The sequence below is a fragment of the Alterinioella sp. genome, from assembly GCF_058343375.1.
The window spans coordinates 22815-41546 of sequence record NZ_JBTUJH010000021.1; the positions used below are offsets into that span (position 1 = coordinate 22815).

Sequence of the window (18732 nt, forward strand, 5' to 3'; positions counted from 1 at the left end):
CGCGCGCGGTCGCAGGCCAAAACCGCGCGGCGGCGATGCGGCTGATGGGTCAGAGGTTTTCCGGCTGCATCATTCCCAGCACATGATAGCCACCATCGACATTGATGATCTCGCCGGTGGTGCAGCGCCCGTGATCCGAGGCCAGATAGACGGCGGTGCCGCCGATCGCCTCCAGCGTGGCATTGCTGCGCAGGGGGGCATTGTCGCGCGCGGTGTTGAAGGTGCGCCGTGCGCCCGAGATTGCGGCCCCGGCCAGGGTCTTCATCGGCCCCGGCGAGATTGCATTCACCCGGATGCCGTTCGGCCCCATATCATTGGCCAGATAGCGCACCGTGCTTTCCAGCGCCGCCTTGGCCACACCCATCACATTGTAGAACGGCGTCACCCGGTTTGACCCCATATAGGTCAGCGTCAGGATGGTGCCGCCATCGCGCATCAGGGGTTCGGCGCGGCGCGCCACGTCGATCAGTGAATAGCACGAGATGGTCAGCGAGTTGCGGAAATTTTCGCGCGAGGTGTTGATGAAGCGGCCCGCCAGTTCGGTCTTGTCAGAAAACGCGATGGCATGAACGACGAAATCCAGCTTGCCCCAGCTATCGCCGATCTTGTCGAAACAGGCGTCAAGGCTGGCATCATCGGTCACATCGACATCGACCAGCAGATCGACGCCCAAACGTTCGGCCAGCGGTTTCACCCGTTTGCCAAACGTGTCGCCCTGATAGGAAAAGGCCAGCTCCGCGCCTTCGCCATGCAGCGCCTTTGCGATGCCCCAGGCGATCGAGCGGTCATTGGCGACTCCCATCACCAGCCCGCGTTTTCCGTTCATCAAATTTGCCATCAAATTACCCGTCAACCCTGGAAAGCAGCATCGAGCCATTGGTGCCGCCAAAACCGAAACTGTTGGTCATGACGGTATCGAGCCCGGCATCGGTCACCAGATCGGTGGCGACCTCGCCGGGGTTGATGCCCTCGGCCAGGGTATCGACATTGATCGACGGGGTGATGAAATCGCCCTTCAGCATCAGCAGACAGAAAATCGTCTCCAACGCACCGGCGGCTCCCTGGGCGTGGCCGGTCATGGATTTTGTGGAACTGATCGGCGGCACATGGCCTTCGCCAAAGACCCGGCGCACGGCCTCGACCTCACCGACATCGCCCACCGGCGTCGAAGTGCCATGCGCGTTGATATAGCTGACCTTGCGGCCTTGGGGCAGGGTCTGCAAGGCCAGGCGCATGGCCCGTTCGCCACCTTCGCCAGAGGGCGCGACCATATCATGCCCGTCCGATGTTGCGGCAAAGCCGGTGACCTCGGCGTAGATCGTGGCCCCGCGCGCGCGGGCATGGTCCAGATCTTCCAGCACCACGATACCGCCACCGCCCGAGATGACAAACCCGTCGCGATCCGCATCGAAGGCCCGGCTTGCGGCTTCAGGCTGGTCGTTGCGCTTGGATGACATCGCGCCCATGGCGTCGAACAGGCAGGACAGGGTCCAGTCCAGTTCCTCGCCGCCGCCGGCGAACATCACATCCTGTTTGCCCATCATGATCTGTTCGGCCGCATTTCCGATACAGTGCAGGCTGGTCGAACAGGCCGAGGTGATGGAATAATTGATGCCCTTGATCCGATAGGCCGTCGCCAGGTTGGCCGAGATCGTCGAGGACATGCATTTGGGCACCGCAAAGGGCCCGATCCGCTTGGTGGCCCCTGATTTCAGAACCGCCTGATGCGCCACCAACATGGCACTGGTCGATGGCCCGCCCGATCCCGCCACCAGCCCGGTGCGCGGGTTCACCACGTCATCCTGGGTCAGGCCGGCATCGGCAATGGCCTGGCTCATGGCGATATGGGCATAGGCGGCCCCCGGCCCCATGAAGCGCAGGGTGCGTTTGTCGATATGATCCTTGGGGTCGATCTTGAGCGTGCCCGCAACCCGGCTGCGGAACCCGTGCTCGATCATCTCGGGGCTGGTCACGATACCCGATTTTCCCGCCCGCAGGCTTGCCGTGACTTCCTCTGCGTTATTTCCGATCGAGGACACGATCCCCAATCCGGTGACAACTACTCGACGCATCCACGCACTCCCTTTGTTCGGGTCAATTGGCCGACAGCGCGACCTTCATATCCTTGACCTGATAAATCACCTCACCATCGGCCTCGACGATGCCATCGGCAACCCCCATCGTCAGACGGCGGGTTTGCAGCGCTTTGGTGAAATCAATCTTGTAGGTCAGCATCTTGCGGTCGGGCCGCACCATGCCGGTCAGCTTGACCTCACCGACCCCAAGCGCATAGCCGCGCCCCTGCCAGCCGCGCCAGCCCAGGTTGAACCCGGTCAGTTGCCACAACCCATCAAGCCCGAGGCAGCCGGGCATGATCGGATTGCCGGGAAAGTGGCAGCCGAAAAACCACAGATCGGGATTGATGTCGAACTCGGCCACCACATGGCCCTTGCCATGCGCGCCGCCATCGCCCGAAATATCGGTGATCCGGTCCATCATCAGCATCGGCGGTTCCGGCAATTGCGCATTGCCGGGGCCAAACAGCTCTCCGCGTGCGCATTTCAACAGATCGTCCCGGTCGAAACTTGTGGGATATCCAGCCATTAGCCCCCTGCCCTTCCTATCGCAGCCCTGGGTGTTGCCACCCGAAATCCGTCCTCACCTAGCACCCGTGGCGGTGCAGACGCAAGGTGAGCATGGCTGCAAATCTAAGCACCCGGAACGCGATTCCAATTGAAAACTGCTGCATCTGACCACTATATTCATGTCAGGACATAAAGGATGACCTTGCCGATGACACCCGAAGCGCTTGAACGCAGCACCAAATGGCTGGCCCAGGCCGATCTGCGCCCGACCCGTCAGCGTCTGTCGCTGGCAACGCTGCTGGTTGGTGACGGGCGTGATCGGCATGTCACGGCCGAAGGGTTGCACGCCGCCAGCGTGTCGGCGGGTGAAAAAGTGTCGCTGGCAACCGTCTACAACACGCTGCGCGCCTTTTGCGAGGCCGGGCTGGTCCAGGAGGTGACGGTTGATGGCACAAGATCCTATTTCGATACAAGGATGGATGACCACCCGCATTTCTATTTCGAAGAAGACGGTGCCCTGATCGATGCCGCCAAATCCGAGTTGAAGATCGCGGGTCTGCCAACCCCGCCCGAAGGCTACGAGGTCGCCAAGGTCGATGTCGTCATGCGGTTGCGCCGGACCGGGTAACCGGCGCGCCAAATTCCGCACATGGATTTTGCAAAACCCCGTCAGGGAAGTTTTGCTCTGGCCATTGCCGCCCGCCCACTGTAACGCCGGGCCAACTCCTGTTTTTTTAAGGCTTCCCCTCATGGACCTTCGCAATATTGCGATTATCGCACATGTTGATCACGGCAAGACCACACTGGTGGACGAGCTTCTGAAACAATCCGGTGCGTTCCGGGAAAATCAGACCGTGGCCGAACGCGCGATGGATTCGAACGATATCGAGCGCGAGCGTGGTATCACGATCTTTGCCAAGCCGACCTCGATCGAGTGGAAAGGCATCCGCATCAACATCGTCGACACCCCCGGCCACGCCGATTTCGGCGGCGAGGTCGAACGCATCCTGTCGATGGTCGATGGCGTTGTCCTGCTGGTCGATGCCGCCGAAGGCCCGATGCCGCAGACCAAATTCGTGACCTCCAAGGCGCTGGCGCTTGGCCTGCGCCCCATTGTGGTGCTGAACAAGGTCGACAAACCCGACGCCGAACCCGACCGCGCTCTGGATGAGGTTTTTGACCTTTTCGCCTCGCTCGATGCCGATGAAGATCAGCTCGATTTCCCGCATATGTATGCCTCGGGCCGGGCCGGTTGGGCCGATCACGAGCTTGATGGGCCGCGAAAAGACCTGCACGCGCTTTTCAACCTGATCGTCAATCATGTCCCCAGACCACGCCAGATCAGCCGCCAGGACGAAGATTTCCGTATGTTGGCGACCACGCTCGGTGCCGACCCGTTCGTGGGCCGTCTGCTGACCGGCCGGGTCGAATCGGGCAAGCTCAAGGTGGGCGCGACCGTGCAGGCGCTCAGCCGTGTCGGCGAAAAGGTCGAACAGTTCCGCGTCACCCGCATTCAGGCCTTCCGGGGGCTGGCACAGCAAGACATCCCCGAAGCCCAGGCTGGCGATATCGTCAGCCTTGCGGGCATGTCCAAAGCCACGGTCGCCGACACGATCTGCGCGCTGGCCGTTGATGTGCCGCTGAAAGCGCAACCGATCGACCCGCCCACCATAACCGTCACTTTCGGCATCAATGACAGCCCGCTGGCGGGGCGCGACGGCAAAAAGGTGCAAAGCCGCGTCATCCGCGAACGTCTGATGAAAGAGGCGGAATCAAACGTCGCCATCAAGGTCAGCGACACCCCCGGCGGTGAGGCTTTCGAAGTCGCAGGCCGCGGCGAATTGCAGATGGGCGTTTTGATCGAAAACATGCGACGCGAAGGCTTTGAACTCAGCATCTCCCGGCCGCAGGTTCTGTTCCGCGATGACGGCGAAACCAGGCTGGAGCCGATCGAAGAGGTCACCATCGACGTCGATGACGAATATTCCGGGGCCGTGATCGAGAAACTGACCGGCACCCGCAAGGGTGAACTGACCGAGATGAAACCGGCCGGGGCCGGCAAGACACGGATCATCGCGCATATCCCGTCACGCGGGCTGATCGGGTATCATGGTGAATTTCTGACCGACACGCGCGGAACCGGCGTTCTCAACCGCGTTTTCCACGCCTGGGAACCCTTCAAGGGCCCGATCCCCGGCCGCCGCCAGGGTGTTCTGATCTCGATGGAAAACGGCGTTTCCGTGGCCTATGCGCTGTGGAACCTGGAGGATCGCGGCAAGATGTTCATCGGCCCGCAGGCCCCGATCTACACCGGCATGATCATCGGCGAACACAGCCGCGACAATGATCTGGAAGTGAACCCGCTGAAGGGCAAGAAGCTGACCAATGTGCGCGCGTCGGGCACCGATGAGGCGGTTCGCCTGACCACGCCCATTACCATGTCGCTGGAACAGGCCATCGCCTATATCGACGATGATGAACTGGTCGAGGTCACACCAACCGCCATCAGGTTGCGCAAGCGGTATTTGGATCCGCATGAGCGCAAACGCCAATCCCGCGCCGCGGGGTGAATTGAGAGGGCCACCCGGTGGTGCCTGGCCTCATGTGGTCCACGGGGTCGTTCGAAACCGCAGCCGGGCCGGGGCGCGATGACCGCCTGTTCCAACAGGCCGCCAAGACCTACCTCATTCCGAACCCCGCCCCCATTCCGAACCCCGCATAGGGCAGGAATGTCACCAGATCCCCCGGCGCGATCTCCTGGGCTCTAAAGGGCAGCTCCAACAGCCCATCGGCCCATGACAGCCCCGATATCCGGCCCGAGCCTTCCGATGCGAACAGCTCCACCCTTCCATCCGCTGCGATCCGGGCACGCGGGTATTCGGCGCGGCCATGTTTCTTCGATTTCGCAAACCCCGCCGGCACCTGCATCCGCAACGGCTCAACCCATCGCGCAGCTGCCAACAGGCTCAGCGCGGGGCGCGCGAATATCAGCGCGCAGACCAGCGCGGCCACCGGATTGCCCGGCAGGCCAAAGACCGGCACGCCGCGCCATTGCGCCAGCGCCAGAGGCCGCCCCGGTTTCAACGCGATGCGCCAGTTGGACAGGCTGCCTTCGCTGCGCAGAAGCCGCGAGATATGATCCTCATCCCCCGCTGACGCCCCGCCCGAGGTCATGATCGCATCGGCCTCGGCCCCGGCATCCAGCGCGGTGCGGATGGTGTCGGCATCATCGGGCTGGCGGCCGAGGTCGATCACCTCATAGCCCCACCCCGCCAGCAGCGCCGCCAACATCGGGCGGTTGGCGTCGTAGATCCGGCCATCATCTGCCGCGTCCCCGGCCTCGCGCAATTCATCCCCGGTCGAGATCAGCGCCACTTTCAGCCGCCGGAAAACCGGAACTTCGCCATGCCCGGTCGCTGCCAAAAGCGCCAGATCGGGCGGGCGCAGGCACTGACCGGCCGTCAGGATCACCTGACCGGCGGCCACATCCTCGCCCGCCTTGCGGGTATTGGTCCGGGGTTTCACGGGCCCGTTGAAGGCCACGCAGCGCCCGTCCGAGCGGCAATCCTCCTCCATCACCACGCTATCCACGCCACCCGGCAGGGTCGCGCCAGTCAGGATACGGATTGCATGACCATGGGGGACAATGCCGGAAAACGCCTGCCCTGCCGCCGCCCGGCCCGCGACCAGCGGCAGAATCTGCGGACCCGCACCGGTCGCGGCATGGGCAAAGCCGTAGCCATCGACGGCGGCATTGGCCGTGGGCGGGTTTGACCGGCGGGCGCGCATATCTTCGGCCAGCACGCGGCCCGCCGCCTGCGCAAGCCGCACCCGATCCTGACCCACCACCGGATGCAGGATGGCGCGCAGCCGGGCCAAGGCTTCGGGCACCGGGGTCCAGTCCACGCCCGGAGGCAGCGCGAAACAATCATCCTTCAGAACCGGCGGGCTGAGCGGCGCGGCCAGCACCGAGAGCAGCTTTGCCGCCTGCCCAAGCCCCAATATCCAGCCCTCTTCGGCCGATCTCGGTTCAAGACAGGCTGCCAGATCTTCCGCTTCAAGCCCGGCGATGGCCTGCGCCAGCAAGCGCATCTGCGCGCGGTCGCGGATCGGGTCAGGATCGGCCCTGACCGCCGGGTTGATCAGCGAGGGCCAGATCTCGGCCAGCACGATCTGGCCTTCAGGGGCCTCGAACGGCCAGACCGACAGCGCGCCGTCAAATCGCTTTCGCAACCGCGCCAGCACCGGCAGGCCCATCAAGACCTGCGATCCCACCGCCCCCGCCCCGGCCAATTGCCAGACGGAAAACACGCCCTTGGCGGCCCGCTCAACCGCGCGCAGTTCCGCGCAGCCATGCCCAGACCGCGCCGATCCCTTGCGTGGCAGCCCGGTGATATCGGTTGTGCCGGCATTGCCCCAGAACGGCCCGATACCGGGGAAAAGCGCGTTGATATCAGCCGCCACCTGCCAGCGGTTATTGGATTTGGGCGCATCTTCGATCCGTGCCTCCAGCCAATCCCACAGCATGAATGGATCGGCCTGCCCGGTGATCGCCTCGGCCACGCCCGCCGGATAGCCAAACGGAAAATCGAACCCCGCCAGCACCCGCCGCCCGGCCGCCCGTTCGGCCTCCAGAAGATCAATCAGCCATGCCTCGGCCACTTGGCGGTTGCGCAGATAGACCGGCGCATCGCTGACCCCATGCCGCACAACCCCGGCCCAGATGGCATCCTTTTTGGGCGTCGGCCCCCGGTCATTGCCGCCCGACCAATCCACCATCACGATAGTATCGAACCGGGTCACAGCCCCAGCTCCGCCGCGATGAAATCGGCGATGCGACCAGTGTCATCGAGATCCAGCACCGGCCTGTCGGTCACCGGCGCGCTGTCGGATGCCACCGCCCGGATGGTCGGGTCGCCCGGGGCCAGCAGACCCTGCCCGGTAGCGGCGCGATGCGCCTCTAGCTTGGGGTGACCCTCGCGCTTGAACCCTTCGACCAGCACCAGATCAACCGTTGCCATCTGCGCCAGCAAATCGGCCAGGGGTGGCTCGGGCGCGCCCTGCAATTCGGTCATCAGGGCCCAGCGGTTGGCCGAACTCAGCATCACCTGCGCCGCCCCTGCCGCGCGGTGGCGATAGCTGTCCTTGCCGGGGTGATCCACATCAAAGGAATGATGCGCGTGTTTGACGGTCGAAACCCGCAGCCCGCGCGCCGTAAATTCCGCCACCAGGCGTTCCATCAGCCCGGTCTTGCCGGAATTCTTCCACCCCGCGATACCCCAGAGCTTCATGCCAGCATCCTTTCGGCACGGGCCAGATCCTCGCCCGTATTGACGTTGAAGAACGGATCGAAGGGCGTGTCGGGAAACACCGCGGTCGCGGCCCCGTGCCGGTCGGCCCAGAGCACGACCTTGCGCAGCCCGCCCGCCAGCGCCGCGCGCAGATCGTGGCGCAGATCGACCGGCCAGAGACCGAAGGTCGGGTGGCGCAGCACCCCGCGTGCCGGATCCCGGGTGGCGGCCAGAGCAATCGGGCGGCCCTCCCGTTCGGTGGCCAGCAACAGTTGCGGCACCAGATCGGGCGGCAGGAACGGCGTGTCGGCGGCGGCGGTCACGATATGGGTGGCCCCGGTTGCCGCGGCCCAATCGAGCCCCGCCAGGACCCCCGCCAGCGGACCGGGATATTCCGCCACGCTGTCGGGCAGCACCGTCAAACCCAGATCGGCGAAGCGGGCCGCATCGCCATTGGCATTCAGCGCCAGCCCCGCCACCTGCGGTTCAAACCGGTCGATCACGCGCCCGAACAAGGATTGCCCGCCAAGCATCAGCCGGCCCTTGTCACCGCCGCCCATGCGCGTGGCCCGCCCACCTGCAAGGATCACTCCGACAGGGTGCTGCATCAGCCGGCCCCTTTGCGGCGGTGGCCGCGCGCTTCATCAGGTACCGCGCCCGGATCAGCGTCGCGCAACAAACGGTCTTCGCCCGCCAGACAGATGAAGCGCCGCCCCTTGAGCCGCCCGATCAGGGTCAGCCCGACCTGCTGCGCAATCTCCACCCCCCAGGCCGTGAAGCCCGACCGCGAGACCAGCACCGGAATGCCCATCAGCGCCGTCTTGATCACCATTTCCGAGGTCAGCCGGCCGGTGGTATAGAGGATCTTGTCAGCCGGTTCCGCCCCGGTCCGATACATCCAGCCCGCCACTTTATCGACCGCGTTATGGCGCCCGACATCCTCCATATAGACCAGCGGCCGGTCGCGGTGACACAGAACCGTGCCATGGATCGCACCGGCCTCAAGATACAGGCTCGGCGTGCGGTTGATCTGATGGCTGAGCCCATAGAGCCACGAGCTGCGCAGCTCCGCCTGCGGCAGTGTCAGCCCCTCCAGCCCCGCCATCATATCGCCAAAGACAGTGCCCACGGCACAGCCGCTGGTGCGGGTCTTGCGCGCCAGCTTGGCCTCGTGATCGGTCTCGGACTCGGTGCGCACAACGATGGTTTCAAGCTCCGCGTCATAATCGATGCCCGTGACCCGGTCAGCATCCGACAGCATGCCCTGATTGCGCAGAAACCCAAGCGCCAGATACTCCGGATGGTCGCCGATGGTCATCGCGGTCACGATCTCACGCGCGTTCAGATAGATCGTCAGCGGGCGTTCCTCGACCACGCGGGTCTGAACCGCATTGCCGTTTTCATCAAAACCCGCCACGGCACGCGACAGGCCCGCGGCCTTTGGATCCGGGGCAATCACATATCGTGATGCGATGTCGTCAAGCACACTCAATTGCATCTCCGCGCGCAGGGGCCTAAGCGAGGCTTTTGAGTCGACAGGGTAAGGGGCCGCCATGGCAATCTCCACCGCAAAAAGCGCCTATCTCAGGGGCGTCACCGGCGCGTTTCCGTTTTTGCTGGTGGTTATCCCCTTTGGCATGCTGTTTGGCGTTGTCGGAACCGAGGCCGGGCTGAACCTTGCGCAGGTGATGGGGTTCAGCACGCTGGTCATTGCCGGTGCGGCGCAGTTCACCGCGATTCAGCTGATGCTGGACGAGGCCCCGACCATCGTGGTCATCGTCTCGGCGCTTGCGGTCAATCTGCGCATGGCGATGTATGCCGCCGCCCTTGCCCCCTATCTGGGCCCGGCCCCGCTCTGGCAGCGTGCCGTGATCGCCTATCTGAATGTCGACCAGACCTATGCCCTGTCGCATCAGCAATTCGAGGATCGCCCCAAGATGCCGATCCCGGAGCGGGTTGCGTTCTTTTTCGGCTGTGCGACACCGATTCTGCCGGCCTGGATCGCGGCCAGCTTTGCGGGTGCCGTTCTTGGGACCGCCATTCCGCCCGAATATGCGCTGGATTTCGCGGTGCCCATCACCTTCATCGCGCTTGTCGCGCCCGGCCTGCGGACCCTGGCCCATGTCGCGGCGGCGCTGAGCTCGATCGTGCTGGCGCTGTCCCTGGGCTGGATCCCGCATAACCTGTGGATCCTTGTGGCGGCACTTGGCGGCATGATGGTCGGGGCCGAGATCGAACGGCGGACAACGCCATGACCAACTGGCCCGACCCCGCGATCTGGGGCATCATCGCAGCACTCGGTATCGGCACTTACGTGATCCGGTTCTCGTTTCTTGGCCTTCTGGGCAATCGCACATTTCCGGCCTGGGTGCTGCGCCACCTGCGTTATACCGCCGTCACGATTCTGCCGGCGCTGATCACGCCCATGGTGCTCTGGCCCGAAGCCACCGGCGGTCAGACCGATCCCGCACGCCTTGCGGCCGCGGCGACAGCTGTTATTGGCGGCTACCTGACCCGAAACGCGATCGTGGCCATCCTGTGCGGGATGGCCACGCTCTACCTTGTGCAATTTGCAACCGGTTAGACCTGTGCCTTCAGGCCGCCCCTGATCCCGATCAGGATATCCAGCTCGCTCGGGCCGGGATCAGCCTCGGGTGCCGCTTCGGTTTTCGTGGCTTCGGATGCTGCCTTGATCTTGTTGATCGAGCGCAGCAGCATGAACACGACAAAAGCAATGATCGCCATGATGAAGGCCCCATAGGCAAAGGTCGACGCCCCCGCCTCCCGCGCCGCTGCCAGCGTGGCAAACTCACCATCGTCCATCGTGAAGAAACGGTTTGTGAAGTCGATACCGCCGGTGAACAGCCCGATAAAGGGCTGGATCAGATCATCAGCCAGTGATTTGACAATGGCCGCAAAACCCGCGCCAATGATGATGCCCACGGCCATGTCCATGACATTGCCGCGCGACGAAATTCCTGAATTCTTTCAACATTGTGGATTTTCCCGGTCCTGTCGCTGCTACCTGATAAAAATGCAGCGTCACTAGAGCGCGTGCCCGCCACGTGTCTGGCGGCACGGATGTGGCGGCAAAAGCCCCGCCGCCATCCTATCCCGGCAAGGTGCCGGTCAGCACATAGCGCAGGATCTGCACCACCTGTTCGGGCGTTTCAGTCACAGCAAGTGCGGCGGCGTCCACCTCTTTCAACGGGTGCTGATGCTCGGGCCCGTGCATCACCACCAATGGTGTGCCAAGAGCGGCCGCATAGCCTGCATCAAAAGCCGCATTCCACTGCTTGTATTTCTCACCAAAGCGCACAACCACGATATCGGCGGCCTCGATGGCATTGCGGGTGCGGATGGCATTCAGCTTGGCCCCCTTGTGGTCATGCCAGAACTTGTTTTCCTCCGCCCCCATGATCGCCACGCCGCAATCATCGCTGGCATCGTGATCCGTCACCGGGGACATGAACTGAACATCCAGCCCCTCGGCACCCGCAACAATCCGCTCGCGCCAATCCGTATGGATCTCGCCCGACAGATAAACCTGCATCCCCATAAATCTTCCTCCCTTTCATCTTGGCTCAAATACCTCGGGGGGCGTGGGGGGCTGGCCCCCCACACGGATCGACGCGCGAAACGCGCGGCGACCCCCTATCGGCGCAGCACGCCACCGGTGGCTTTCGCAACCTTTTCGACAATCTTCACCCCGACCGCCTCGATTTCTTCCTCGGTCAGGGTTTTCTCGCGCGGTTGTATCCGCACTGACAGAGCGATTGATTTCTTCCCCGCGCCCATCTGCGCTTCGGCCTGCGCACCGGCGAACTCATCGAAGATCCGGACCTCCTCGATCAGTTTCCGATCCGCGCCAGCCGCCGCATTGGCCAGGTTGATCGCCTCGACGCCGGCATCGACCACAAAGGCGAAATCGCGCTCTACAGCCTGCAAATCACTGATATTAAGCGCCCCGCGAGATACCGTTTTCGCCCGCGCCATCGGGATCTCCTCGGGAAACAGCGTCAACGCCATCGCCGGTCCCTTCACGCCCATCGCCGCCAGCACCTTTGGATGTATTTCGCCAAAGACCCCCAGAACCTTTTTCGGTCCAAGACAGATCATGCCATGGCGCCCGGGATGCCACCATTCGCGTGCACCGCGCAGGATCTGCACCTTGGCGGGCGCGCCCATGGCCGCCAGCGCCGCCTCGGCATCGGCTTTCACATCATAAAGATCCACCGCCCGCCGCGTTCCATGCGGATCGCGCGCGCCGGCATGCCCGACCAGCAGCGCCGCGACCTGGATATGTTGCTCGCCCGGCTCACCGCCGTGAAAGGCGGTGCCAACCTCGAACAGGGCAAGATCCATCATGCCACGCGCCTGATTGCGCGCCGCCGCCTGCAACAAACCCGGCAACAGCGCCGGGCGCATATGGCTCATCTCGCTGGAGATCGGGTTTTCCAGCATGGTGGCGTCAGACCCGCCGCCAAACAATTCTGCGCTGGCCCGGTCGATGAAACTGTAGGTCACGCATTCATTATAGCCCAATGCCGCCAGCATCCGCCGCCCGGCGCGTTCGCGCAGCTGCATCGGTGTCAGAACCGGCTTTGGCACACCGGCCACAAGACGCGCCAAAGGCTTGCCTTCCAGCCTGGTCAGCGAAGCGACCCGCGCCACCTCCTCGACCAGATCGGCCTCGCCCTGCACATCGCGCCGCCAGCTTGGCACTCCGACCTGCAGCACATCGCCCGCCCCGCTGGTCGAAAACCCGAGCGCGGTCAGGATGCGGGCCTGCTCATCCCTGGTGATCTCCATGCCGACAAGGCTGATCACGCGGGCCGTATCCAGCGTATAGCTGCGCGCGGTCGGCAATGCGGCCCCGGCCTCCACCACCTGCGATGCCTCGCCGCCGCAAATCTCCAGGATCATCCTTGTCGCCGCGTCCAGCCCGGCGCGGGTATAATCAGGGTCGACGCCCCTTTCGAACCGATACCGCGCGTCGGAATGGATCTTGAGATCGCGCCCGGTAAGGGCGGTGCGGATCGGATCCCAATAGGCGCTTTCCAGAAACACATTCACCGTCTCACCGGTGCAGCCCGTCGGCAACCCGCCGATGATACCGGCAATGCTTTCGACCCCGGCATCGTCAGAAATCGCCACCTGCCCCGCGGCCAGCCTGTATTCCTTGTCGTCCAGCGCCGTCAGAACCTCGCCGCCCGCCGCATGGTGAATGCGCAGATTGCCCTTGACCTTGTCGGCATCAAAAACATGCAGGGGGCGGTTCATGTCATAGGTAAAGAAGTTGGTCACATCGACCAGCGCCGATATTGGCCGCAGCCCGATGGCGCGCAGCCGGTCCTGCAACCACGCGGGCGACGGCCCATTGCGGACGCCCTTGATCACGCGGCCGGTAAAATGCGGGCAATCCGCCAGTGTATCCGTATCAATCGTCACCCCGATCGGGCTGGCGAAAGTTCCCGCCACCTCGACCGCGTCCAGCGGTTTCAACCGCCCCAGCCCGCGCGCCGCCAGATCGCGCGCCACACCGCGCACGCCAAGCGCATCCTGACGGTTGGGCGTGATCGCAATCTCGATCACCGGATCGACCTTGGCCGGGTCATGCGCGGCCAGCCAATCGACGAACCGGTCCCCGACCTCGCCCGAGGGCAGCTCGATGATACCGTCATGTTCCTCGCTCAATTCCATCTCGCGCTCGGAGGCCATCATGCCAAAGCTTTCGATGCCGCGGATCTTGCCGACGCCGATGGTGGTGTCGATGCCGGGCACATAGGTGCCAGGTTTGGCGATCACCACGGTGATACCCGCACGCGCATTGGGGGCCCCGCAGATGATCTGCTGCACGCCCGCATCGGTTTCAACCTGACAGACCCGCAGCCGGTCGGCATCAGGATGCTTTTCCGCGCTCAAAACCTTGCCGAGGGTGAAATCCGCCAGTTTGGCGCTGCGGTCGATCAGGTCCTCAACCTCAAGCCCCAGATCGTTCAGCGCATAGCAGATCTCGTCCAGCGTGGCCTCTGTCTCCAGATGGTCTTTCAGCCAGGAAAGGGTGAATTTCATGTCTCGCGTCCCTTTGCGTCTTTGCAGCCAAGCGCTTACCCCATGTGCGGCCGGTTGAAAAGCCGGGGCGGCAGGGCAAAGGGGGCCTGGGCGGGGCGGTTTTTCGCCATTTTGTGTCTATACTACACTTTATATTTGAACCAAGCCGGGGGCCATGCTACATATGAAGGCGATGTTGTGGGGACGTGCATGTATTGAAAGGACATGACATGACCCTGAAGACCCTCTCTGCGGCCCTTGTGGCTGCCTCTCTGCTTGGCACTGCTGTTCAGGCGGATATCACGATCATTCAATCCGGCCCGATGCCTGGCCACTCTGCCGTTATGCCGCAGATGAACATGCAAGGCTCGGGCTTTGACATTGCCTCGGCCTTTATCCGCGATATGGCCGCCGCCCGCATGCCCGGCTTCGAGATCCCGGACATGGACGCGATGGATGCGATTGACGCCCCCCCCATCATCGCGCCGCCCGCCGACCCGATTGCCTTTGCCGGGCGCTGGAGCCTGATCGAGATCTTTGACGCAAATGCCGGAACGCTGCGCTTTGCCGATATTCTGATCGCCGAGGCCGGGTTGAACATTGCGCCCGATGGCGGGTTCAATGCCACAGCCGGGTGCAACAGCATCTTTGGCCAGATGGAACAGACCGCAGGCATGGTCGAAACCGGTGAGGTCATGGCCACATTGATGGCCTGTGACGAGCCTACAATGCGCCTGGAACGCGCCCTGATCGGCAGCCTGGCGGATGCTGCGCTATTTGCGCATGGGCTTGACCGGCTGGTGTTTCTCGACGCAGAAGGCCGCCCGCTGGCCCGGTTTGCCGCCAAGAACGACTAGGGCCTGTCGCGTTCATTCGCATTCACGCGAGACGCTCTAACGCCTTGTTTTCGCATGTCCGAGAAGCTCAAAACCGGTTCCCGCTTTTGAGCGACATGCTCTAAGCGCGGATATGCGCCACCCAGTTGCGCAGCTCGGTCGCCCGGGTTGCGGGCGCAAGATCATCAGGCGTGGCCCCCAGACGGCGGGCCGCGCCTGCATCGGTTTCGGCAAGCCTGAGATCGGCGATCATCGCCGCGTCCGTTTCGCCGGCCCGGATCAGCAGTTGGGCCATATGGGCAGGCGGCATCTCAGGGTGGTATTGCACACCCCAGAAGCTGACCCCGTTCTGGTCATAGGCAAATGCCTGCACCGGCGAATGCGCGTTGCCCGCCAGTAGCACCGCCCCCGTGGGCAGGGCCGTCACCTCATCGCTGTGGATGCAGGGCACGCTGAAACCTTGCCGCCGCCCGGCCAGAAACGGGTGCGTCAGGCCCGCCCCGGTCAGGGTGATGCCCCGCGCCAACCCGCGTTCCTGCCCGTTGGCCGACGCCGCTGAGGCCCCGCCAAGCACGCAGGCCGCCAGTTGCATCCCGTTGCACGAGCCATATGTCGGCAGTCCCTTGGCGAATACTTGCTCCATCGCGGCCCAGAGCGGCGCGCCCTCGGGGGTATCGACGCGCCAGGCAACAGCCGAGCCGGTAAAGATCACACCCTCCGCACCATCCAGCATGTCGGGCAAAACGGGTGCCGCAAGCGGGCGCGCCACCCGTGTTTCCGCGCCCGGTGCGATCTGAGCCAGCGCCGCCTGAAACAGAGGCGCGTCCTGCGGATAATCGGGCGGGTTCGATTCGACGATCAGGATGGTTGTCATTCAACGCGCCTCGGCCCGGATGGTGCCGGGCGCATCAAAGCAATTGCCAAGCGTCAGGGTAAGGAAGTTGGAAAGGGATTTGAGCATCTGGACGCCTCCTATGGAACGAAAGAAGCGTAGCGCAATGCGCCAATATCCGCATGGCCCGGTTGCGTCGTCAAACGGTTCCGGCGCGACGCCGCAGAAGCGGAATCGAGGGCACATCCGGCACGCAGGTCATATAAAGCTGTGCATATTCAGGTCGGGCGGAGGGGGATTGATTCCGAGTGACTACAGATCGACGCCGAGTTTCTCCGAGAGTTCTTGTTTTACATATACAAGGGCAAGGTCTTTCATGACACCAAGAGACGCGCCACCAATTCTCGCTGCCCCATCCTTGGTTTTCTTCCAAATCGTATCGGAGCGAATGCTCGCGATGTAATCATGGCCTTGAGAAGTGAGGCGAAAAGCCCTTTCGCTTTCCTGGCACATCAAGCCCGCATCACACGCAAGCAGAATGTGATAGTGTTCTTTTTGTTGTTCCGCGCTTGGATTCAGCACAGGGTGTATCAAGATCTGATATTTTTCAGACTCTTCAAATTTGAAGAGCAGTTAACGCAAATATTCATCATCCCTATTTGGCAAAGCTCACCCGTTCAACCCGCCATGGATCGTCGGCACATCCAGCGCCGAAAATCCGTAATGGCGCAGCCAGCGCAGGTCTGAATCAAAGAATGCGCGCAGATCGGGGATGCCGTATTTCAGCATGGCGATGCGGTCGATGCCCATGCCAAACGCAAAGCCCTGCCACTGGGCCGGATCAATCCCGCCCGCCTGCAACACCTTGGGGTGCACCATGCCCGAGCCGAGCACCTCCAGCCAGTCATCGCCTTCGCCGACCTTCACGGTGCCGCCTTCCCAGGAGCACTGGATATCGACCTCGGCCGAGGGTTCGGTGAAGGGAAAATGCGAGGCCCGGAACCGGGTTTTGACCTTGGCCCCGAAAAAGGCGGAAAAGAATTCTTCCAGCACCCATTTCAGGTTGGCCATCGAGATGTCCCTGTCCAGCGCCAGCCCTTCGACCTGATGGAACATCGGCGTGTGGGTCTGGTCATAATCGGCGCGATAGACGCGGCCCGGGCAGATGATCCGGCAGGGCGCGCCATGGGCCTCCATATGGCGGATCTGGACCGGGCTGGTATGGGTGCGCAGCACATGCGGCGGGCGCTCATCGCCTGGCGCGCGATGGGTATAGAACGTGTCCATCTCGGCCCGCGCCGGGTGGTGGCCGGGGATGTTCAATGCGTCGAAATTATACCAGTCGGTCTCGATCTGCGGGCCTTCGGCCACGCCAAACCCCATATCGGCGAAAATCGCGGTGACTTCTTCGGTGACCTGGCTGACCGGGTGGATCGTGCCCATCCGGCGCGGCCGCGCGGGCAGCGTCACATCCAGCCATTCGGCGCGCAAGCGTTGCTCCAGCGCGGCATCGCCAAGTGCTGCCTTGCGCGCGGCCAGGGCCGAGTTCACCTCATCCTTGAGCGCATTCAGCGCCGGCCCCGCGACCTTGCGTTCCTCGGGGCTCATGCGGCCAAGTTCGCGCATCTTCAGGCTGATCTCGCCCTTCTTGCCGACGGCCCTGACCCGCAGATCCTCAAGCCCGGCCTCATCGGTCGCGCCCGCAATTGCCGCCAGATATTTTTCGCGCAGATCGTCCATCACCCCGGTGCCTCTTGTCTCGTTTCGACGCCGTGCTAGCAGAACTTTGCCTGAACGCAAGCCGGTGGCCGTTTGCACGCAGGCCCCGGGATCGCGAAGCGCATGACCAATTCGCCGCATAGCGCCCGCGCCAAGGACCGCTACATTCCCAGGCAAATCACTCAGAAAGCGCGCGCCATGCCATTCTTCAGCCTGGGTTTCCGCCCATTTTTCCTGATGGCCGCCATTTGGGCCGCAGTTTCGATGACCCTCTGGATCACCTATTGGGCCGGGGGCATCGCCCTGCCCGGGCCGTTGCTGCCGGTCGATTGGCACAGCCATGAGCTGATCTTTGGCTATGGCGGCGCGGTGCTGTGCGGGTTTTTGCTGACGGCGATCCCGAACTGGACCAAGCGCCCGGCCCTGTCCGGCGCGCCGCTGGCCGGGCTGGCCGCATTATGGCTGGCCGCGCGGATCGGGTTTTTGTTCGACACCGGGCTGCCGCTTGGCGCGTTGATTGCGCTGGATCTGTCCTTTCCGGTGCTCTTCAGCGCGTTTGCAGGGCGTGAGATCATCGCCGGCGGCAACAAGCGCAATCTGCCGGTGCTTGGTATTGTGGTGCTGTTTCTGCTCGCCAATATTCTGTTCTATTGGGAAGTATGGGCAGGGGCTGCCCTGTATGGTCCGCGCCTTGGCATCGCGGTGCTGATCGGGCTGATCTGCCTGATCGGCGGACGCATCATCCCGGCATTCACACGCAATTGGCTGAAGGCCAAGGGTGCCGCAGACTTGCCAGCCGAATTTGGCCTTCTGGACAAGGCGGTGCTGGCCGGAACGGTTGCAGGGCTGGCGCTATGGGTGGCACTGCCGCAAAATGGTCTGAGCGGTCTGGCCGGGTTGATGCTTGGCGCGGCTCATATTGCCCGGCTGGCACGCTGGCGCGGTTTGGCCACCCGGCGCGAGCCTTTGCTGCTGGCCCTGCACGTGGGCTATGGCTTTATCGCCCTGGGGTTCGCTCTGGCGGGTCTGGCGGCGTTTCTGCCATCCGTGCCGCCGATGGCCGCGATCCATGGCTGGACCGTGGGCGCGATCGGCACCATGACCCTGACGGTGATGACCCGGGCCACATTGGGCCATTCCGGCCGGGCTTTGGTGGCGGGATGGGTGGAGACCGTGTTCCTTGCGGCCCTGCCGCTGGCCGCCCTGGCCCGAATCGCATCGACCTTTCCGGGCAGCCCGGTCTGGATGCTGCACCTGTCGGCAAGTCTGTGGATCCTGGGTTTTGCGCTGTTTGCGCTGCGATATGGGCCGGTCATGTTCAGGACCAAACCCGGTTCCCCGGCCTGAACACGCGCCGCAAATGCAAAAAGGGCCGCCCGAACCGGGCAGCCCTTGATAATCTTGATAATATTCGC

General features: G+C 63.3%; 19 protein-coding genes. 6 read left to right on the forward strand and 13 right to left on the reverse strand.

Annotation, left to right across the window (positions count from 1 at the left end; genetic code table 11):
• Positions 1–49: 49 nt before the first annotated feature.
• From ACW8PS_RS04010 to fabA, 3 genes are read right to left on the reverse strand one after another with little or no spacing between them, the layout of a single operon-like run.
• On the reverse strand, positions 50–838 hold the full coding sequence (locus ACW8PS_RS04010) for an enoyl-ACP reductase FabI (protein WP_491525994.1): 789 nt from the start codon (positions 836–838) through the stop codon (positions 50–52).
• 4 nt (positions 839–842) lie between these two features.
• A complete protein-coding gene (locus ACW8PS_RS04015; RefSeq protein WP_491525995.1) occupies positions 843–2072 on the reverse strand; it encodes a beta-ketoacyl synthase N-terminal-like domain-containing protein in 1230 nt (409 codons plus the stop codon).
• A gap of 22 nt (positions 2073–2094) precedes the next feature.
• On the reverse strand, positions 2095–2604 hold the full coding sequence (gene fabA, locus ACW8PS_RS04020) for a bifunctional 3-hydroxydecanoyl-ACP dehydratase/trans-2-decenoyl-ACP isomerase (protein ID WP_491525996.1): 510 nt from the start codon (positions 2602–2604) through the stop codon (positions 2095–2097).
• Positions 2605–2793: 189 nt separating this feature from the next.
• Here fabA and irrA point away from each other — a divergent pair, with 189 nt between their 5' ends.
• Together irrA and typA are read left to right on the forward strand one after the other, a co-directional pair.
• Positions 2794–3213, forward strand: a complete 420-nt coding sequence (irrA, locus tag ACW8PS_RS04025) for an iron response transcriptional regulator IrrA (protein WP_491526078.1) — start codon at positions 2794–2796, stop codon at positions 3211–3213.
• Between the two features lie 121 nt (positions 3214–3334).
• Positions 3335–5155, forward strand: a complete 1821-nt coding sequence (gene typA, locus ACW8PS_RS04030) for a translational GTPase TypA (protein WP_491525997.1) — start codon at positions 3335–3337, stop codon at positions 5153–5155.
• Between the two features lie 109 nt (positions 5156–5264).
• Here typA and ACW8PS_RS04035 read toward each other — a convergent pair whose 3' ends face one another.
• Genes ACW8PS_RS04035 through ACW8PS_RS04050 form a run of 4 tightly spaced genes read right to left on the reverse strand, consistent with a single transcriptional unit; the run spans position 5265 to position 9374 of the window.
• Positions 5265–7388, reverse strand: a complete 2124-nt coding sequence (locus tag ACW8PS_RS04035) for a molybdopterin-binding protein (protein WP_491525999.1) — start codon at positions 7386–7388, stop codon at positions 5265–5267.
• On the reverse strand, positions 7385–7876 hold the full coding sequence (mobB, locus tag ACW8PS_RS04040; RefSeq protein WP_491526000.1) for a molybdopterin-guanine dinucleotide biosynthesis protein B: 492 nt from the start codon (positions 7874–7876) through the stop codon (positions 7385–7387). Before mobB ends, ACW8PS_RS04035 begins: the two co-directional genes overlap by 4 nt.
• The gene (mobA, locus tag ACW8PS_RS04045; protein ID WP_491526001.1) at positions 7873–8484 is read right to left on the reverse strand and encodes a molybdenum cofactor guanylyltransferase MobA; all 612 of its coding nucleotides are present in this window, start codon (positions 8482–8484) and stop codon (positions 7873–7875) included. Before mobA ends, mobB begins: the two co-directional genes overlap by 4 nt.
• Complete coding sequence (locus tag ACW8PS_RS04050) at positions 8484–9374, reverse strand: formate dehydrogenase accessory sulfurtransferase FdhD (RefSeq protein WP_491526002.1); 891 nt, start codon at positions 9372–9374, stop codon at positions 8484–8486. Before ACW8PS_RS04050 ends, mobA begins: the two co-directional genes overlap by 1 nt.
• Positions 9375–9429: 55 nt before the next feature.
• Here ACW8PS_RS04050 and ACW8PS_RS04055 point away from each other — a divergent pair, with 55 nt between their 5' ends.
• Complete coding sequence (locus ACW8PS_RS04055) at positions 9430–10131, forward strand: AzlC family ABC transporter permease (RefSeq protein ID WP_491526003.1); 702 nt, start codon at positions 9430–9432, stop codon at positions 10129–10131.
• Complete coding sequence (locus tag ACW8PS_RS04060; RefSeq protein WP_491526004.1) at positions 10128–10460, forward strand: AzlD domain-containing protein; 333 nt, start codon at positions 10128–10130, stop codon at positions 10458–10460. Before ACW8PS_RS04055 ends, ACW8PS_RS04060 begins: the two co-directional genes overlap by 4 nt.
• Here the strand turns inward: ACW8PS_RS04060 and ACW8PS_RS04065 are convergent.
• The 3 genes from ACW8PS_RS04065 to pheT all read right to left on the reverse strand — a co-directional run bounded on the left by ACW8PS_RS04065 (position 10457) and on the right by pheT (position 13951).
• Positions 10457–10831, reverse strand: coding sequence for an MscL family protein (locus ACW8PS_RS04065; protein WP_491526005.1), 375 nt, complete (start codon positions 10829–10831; stop codon positions 10457–10459). The two genes, ACW8PS_RS04060 and ACW8PS_RS04065, sit on opposite strands and share 4 nt — an antisense overlap.
• Positions 10832–10985: 154 nt before the next feature.
• Positions 10986–11435 carry a YtoQ family protein gene (locus tag ACW8PS_RS04070; protein WP_491526006.1) on the reverse strand — a complete coding sequence of 150 codons (450 nt, stop codon included), beginning with the start codon at positions 11433–11435 and terminating at the stop codon, positions 10986–10988.
• A 95-nt stretch (positions 11436–11530) separates the two neighbouring features.
• Entirely contained in the window at positions 11531–13951 is a 2421-nt protein-coding gene (pheT, locus tag ACW8PS_RS04075) for a phenylalanine--tRNA ligase subunit beta (RefSeq protein ID WP_491526007.1), read from the reverse strand.
• 209 nt (positions 13952–14160) lie between these two features.
• On the opposite strand from pheT, the gene ACW8PS_RS04080 reads away from it, so the two are divergent.
• Positions 14161–14787, forward strand: a complete 627-nt coding sequence (locus tag ACW8PS_RS04080; protein ID WP_491526008.1) for an META domain-containing protein — start codon at positions 14161–14163, stop codon at positions 14785–14787.
• Between the two features lie 100 nt (positions 14788–14887).
• On the opposite strand, the gene ACW8PS_RS04085 is transcribed toward ACW8PS_RS04080, so the two are convergent.
• The 3 genes from ACW8PS_RS04085 to pheS form a co-directional block, all read right to left on the reverse strand.
• Positions 14888–15640, reverse strand: a complete 753-nt coding sequence (locus ACW8PS_RS04085; protein ID WP_491526009.1) for a type 1 glutamine amidotransferase — start codon at positions 15638–15640, stop codon at positions 14888–14890.
• A gap of 270 nt (positions 15641–15910) precedes the next feature.
• On the reverse strand, positions 15911–16231 hold the full coding sequence (locus tag ACW8PS_RS04090; protein ID WP_491526079.1) for a DUF2513 domain-containing protein: 321 nt from the start codon (positions 16229–16231) through the stop codon (positions 15911–15913).
• 36 nt (positions 16232–16267) lie between these two features.
• Positions 16268–17338: a phenylalanine--tRNA ligase subunit alpha gene (gene pheS / locus ACW8PS_RS04095; RefSeq protein ID WP_491526010.1), complete on the reverse strand. Its 1071-nt coding sequence runs from the start codon at positions 17336–17338 to the stop codon at positions 16268–16270.
• Positions 17339–17440: 102 nt separating this feature from the next.
• On the opposite strand from pheS, the gene ACW8PS_RS04100 reads away from it, so the two are divergent.
• On the forward strand, positions 17441–18664 hold the full coding sequence (locus ACW8PS_RS04100; protein ID WP_491526011.1) for an NnrS family protein: 1224 nt from the start codon (positions 17441–17443) through the stop codon (positions 18662–18664).
• The last annotated feature ends 68 nt before the right edge of the window (positions 18665–18732 follow it).

What these genes read in the sequence shown, in the direction of transcription:
- ACW8PS_RS04085 (WP_491526009.1), bottom strand. Translation starts at nt 15,640, where the DNA reads ATGACAACCATCCTGATCGTCGAATCGAACCCGCCCGATTATCCGCAG.
- pheS (WP_491526010.1), bottom strand. Translation starts at nt 17,338, where the DNA reads ATGGACGATCTGCGCGAAAAATATCTGGCGGCAATTGCGGGCGCGACC.
- ACW8PS_RS04100 (WP_491526011.1), top strand. Translation starts at nt 17,441, where the DNA reads ATGACCAATTCGCCGCATAGCGCCCGCGCCAAGGACCGCTACATTCCC.
- mobA (WP_491526001.1), bottom strand. Translation starts at nt 8,484, where the DNA reads ATGCAGCACCCTGTCGGAGTGATCCTTGCAGGTGGGCGGGCCACGCGC.
- ACW8PS_RS04010 (WP_491525994.1), bottom strand. Translation starts at nt 838, where the DNA reads ATGGCAAATTTGATGAACGGAAAACGCGGGCTGGTGATGGGAGTCGCC.
- ACW8PS_RS04060 (WP_491526004.1), top strand. Translation starts at nt 10,128, where the DNA reads ATGACCAACTGGCCCGACCCCGCGATCTGGGGCATCATCGCAGCACTC.
- fabA (WP_491525996.1), bottom strand. Translation starts at nt 2,604, where the DNA reads ATGGCTGGATATCCCACAAGTTTCGACCGGGACGATCTGTTGAAATGC.
- irrA (WP_491526078.1), top strand. Translation starts at nt 2,794, where the DNA reads ATGACACCCGAAGCGCTTGAACGCAGCACCAAATGGCTGGCCCAGGCC.
- ACW8PS_RS04070 (WP_491526006.1), bottom strand. Translation starts at nt 11,435, where the DNA reads ATGGGGATGCAGGTTTATCTGTCGGGCGAGATCCATACGGATTGGCGC.
- ACW8PS_RS04015 (WP_491525995.1), bottom strand. Translation starts at nt 2,072, where the DNA reads ATGCGTCGAGTAGTTGTCACCGGATTGGGGATCGTGTCCTCGATCGGA.
- pheT (WP_491526007.1), bottom strand. Translation starts at nt 13,951, where the DNA reads ATGAAATTCACCCTTTCCTGGCTGAAAGACCATCTGGAGACAGAGGCC.
- mobB (WP_491526000.1), bottom strand. Translation starts at nt 7,876, where the DNA reads ATGAAGCTCTGGGGTATCGCGGGGTGGAAGAATTCCGGCAAGACCGGG.
- ACW8PS_RS04050 (WP_491526002.1), bottom strand. Translation starts at nt 9,374, where the DNA reads ATGCAATTGAGTGTGCTTGACGACATCGCATCACGATATGTGATTGCC.
- ACW8PS_RS04055 (WP_491526003.1), top strand. Translation starts at nt 9,430, where the DNA reads ATGGCAATCTCCACCGCAAAAAGCGCCTATCTCAGGGGCGTCACCGGC.
- typA (WP_491525997.1), top strand. Translation starts at nt 3,335, where the DNA reads ATGGACCTTCGCAATATTGCGATTATCGCACATGTTGATCACGGCAAG.
- ACW8PS_RS04080 (WP_491526008.1), top strand. Translation starts at nt 14,161, where the DNA reads ATGACCCTGAAGACCCTCTCTGCGGCCCTTGTGGCTGCCTCTCTGCTT.
- ACW8PS_RS04065 (WP_491526005.1), bottom strand. Translation starts at nt 10,831, where the DNA reads ATGGACATGGCCGTGGGCATCATCATTGGCGCGGGTTTTGCGGCCATT.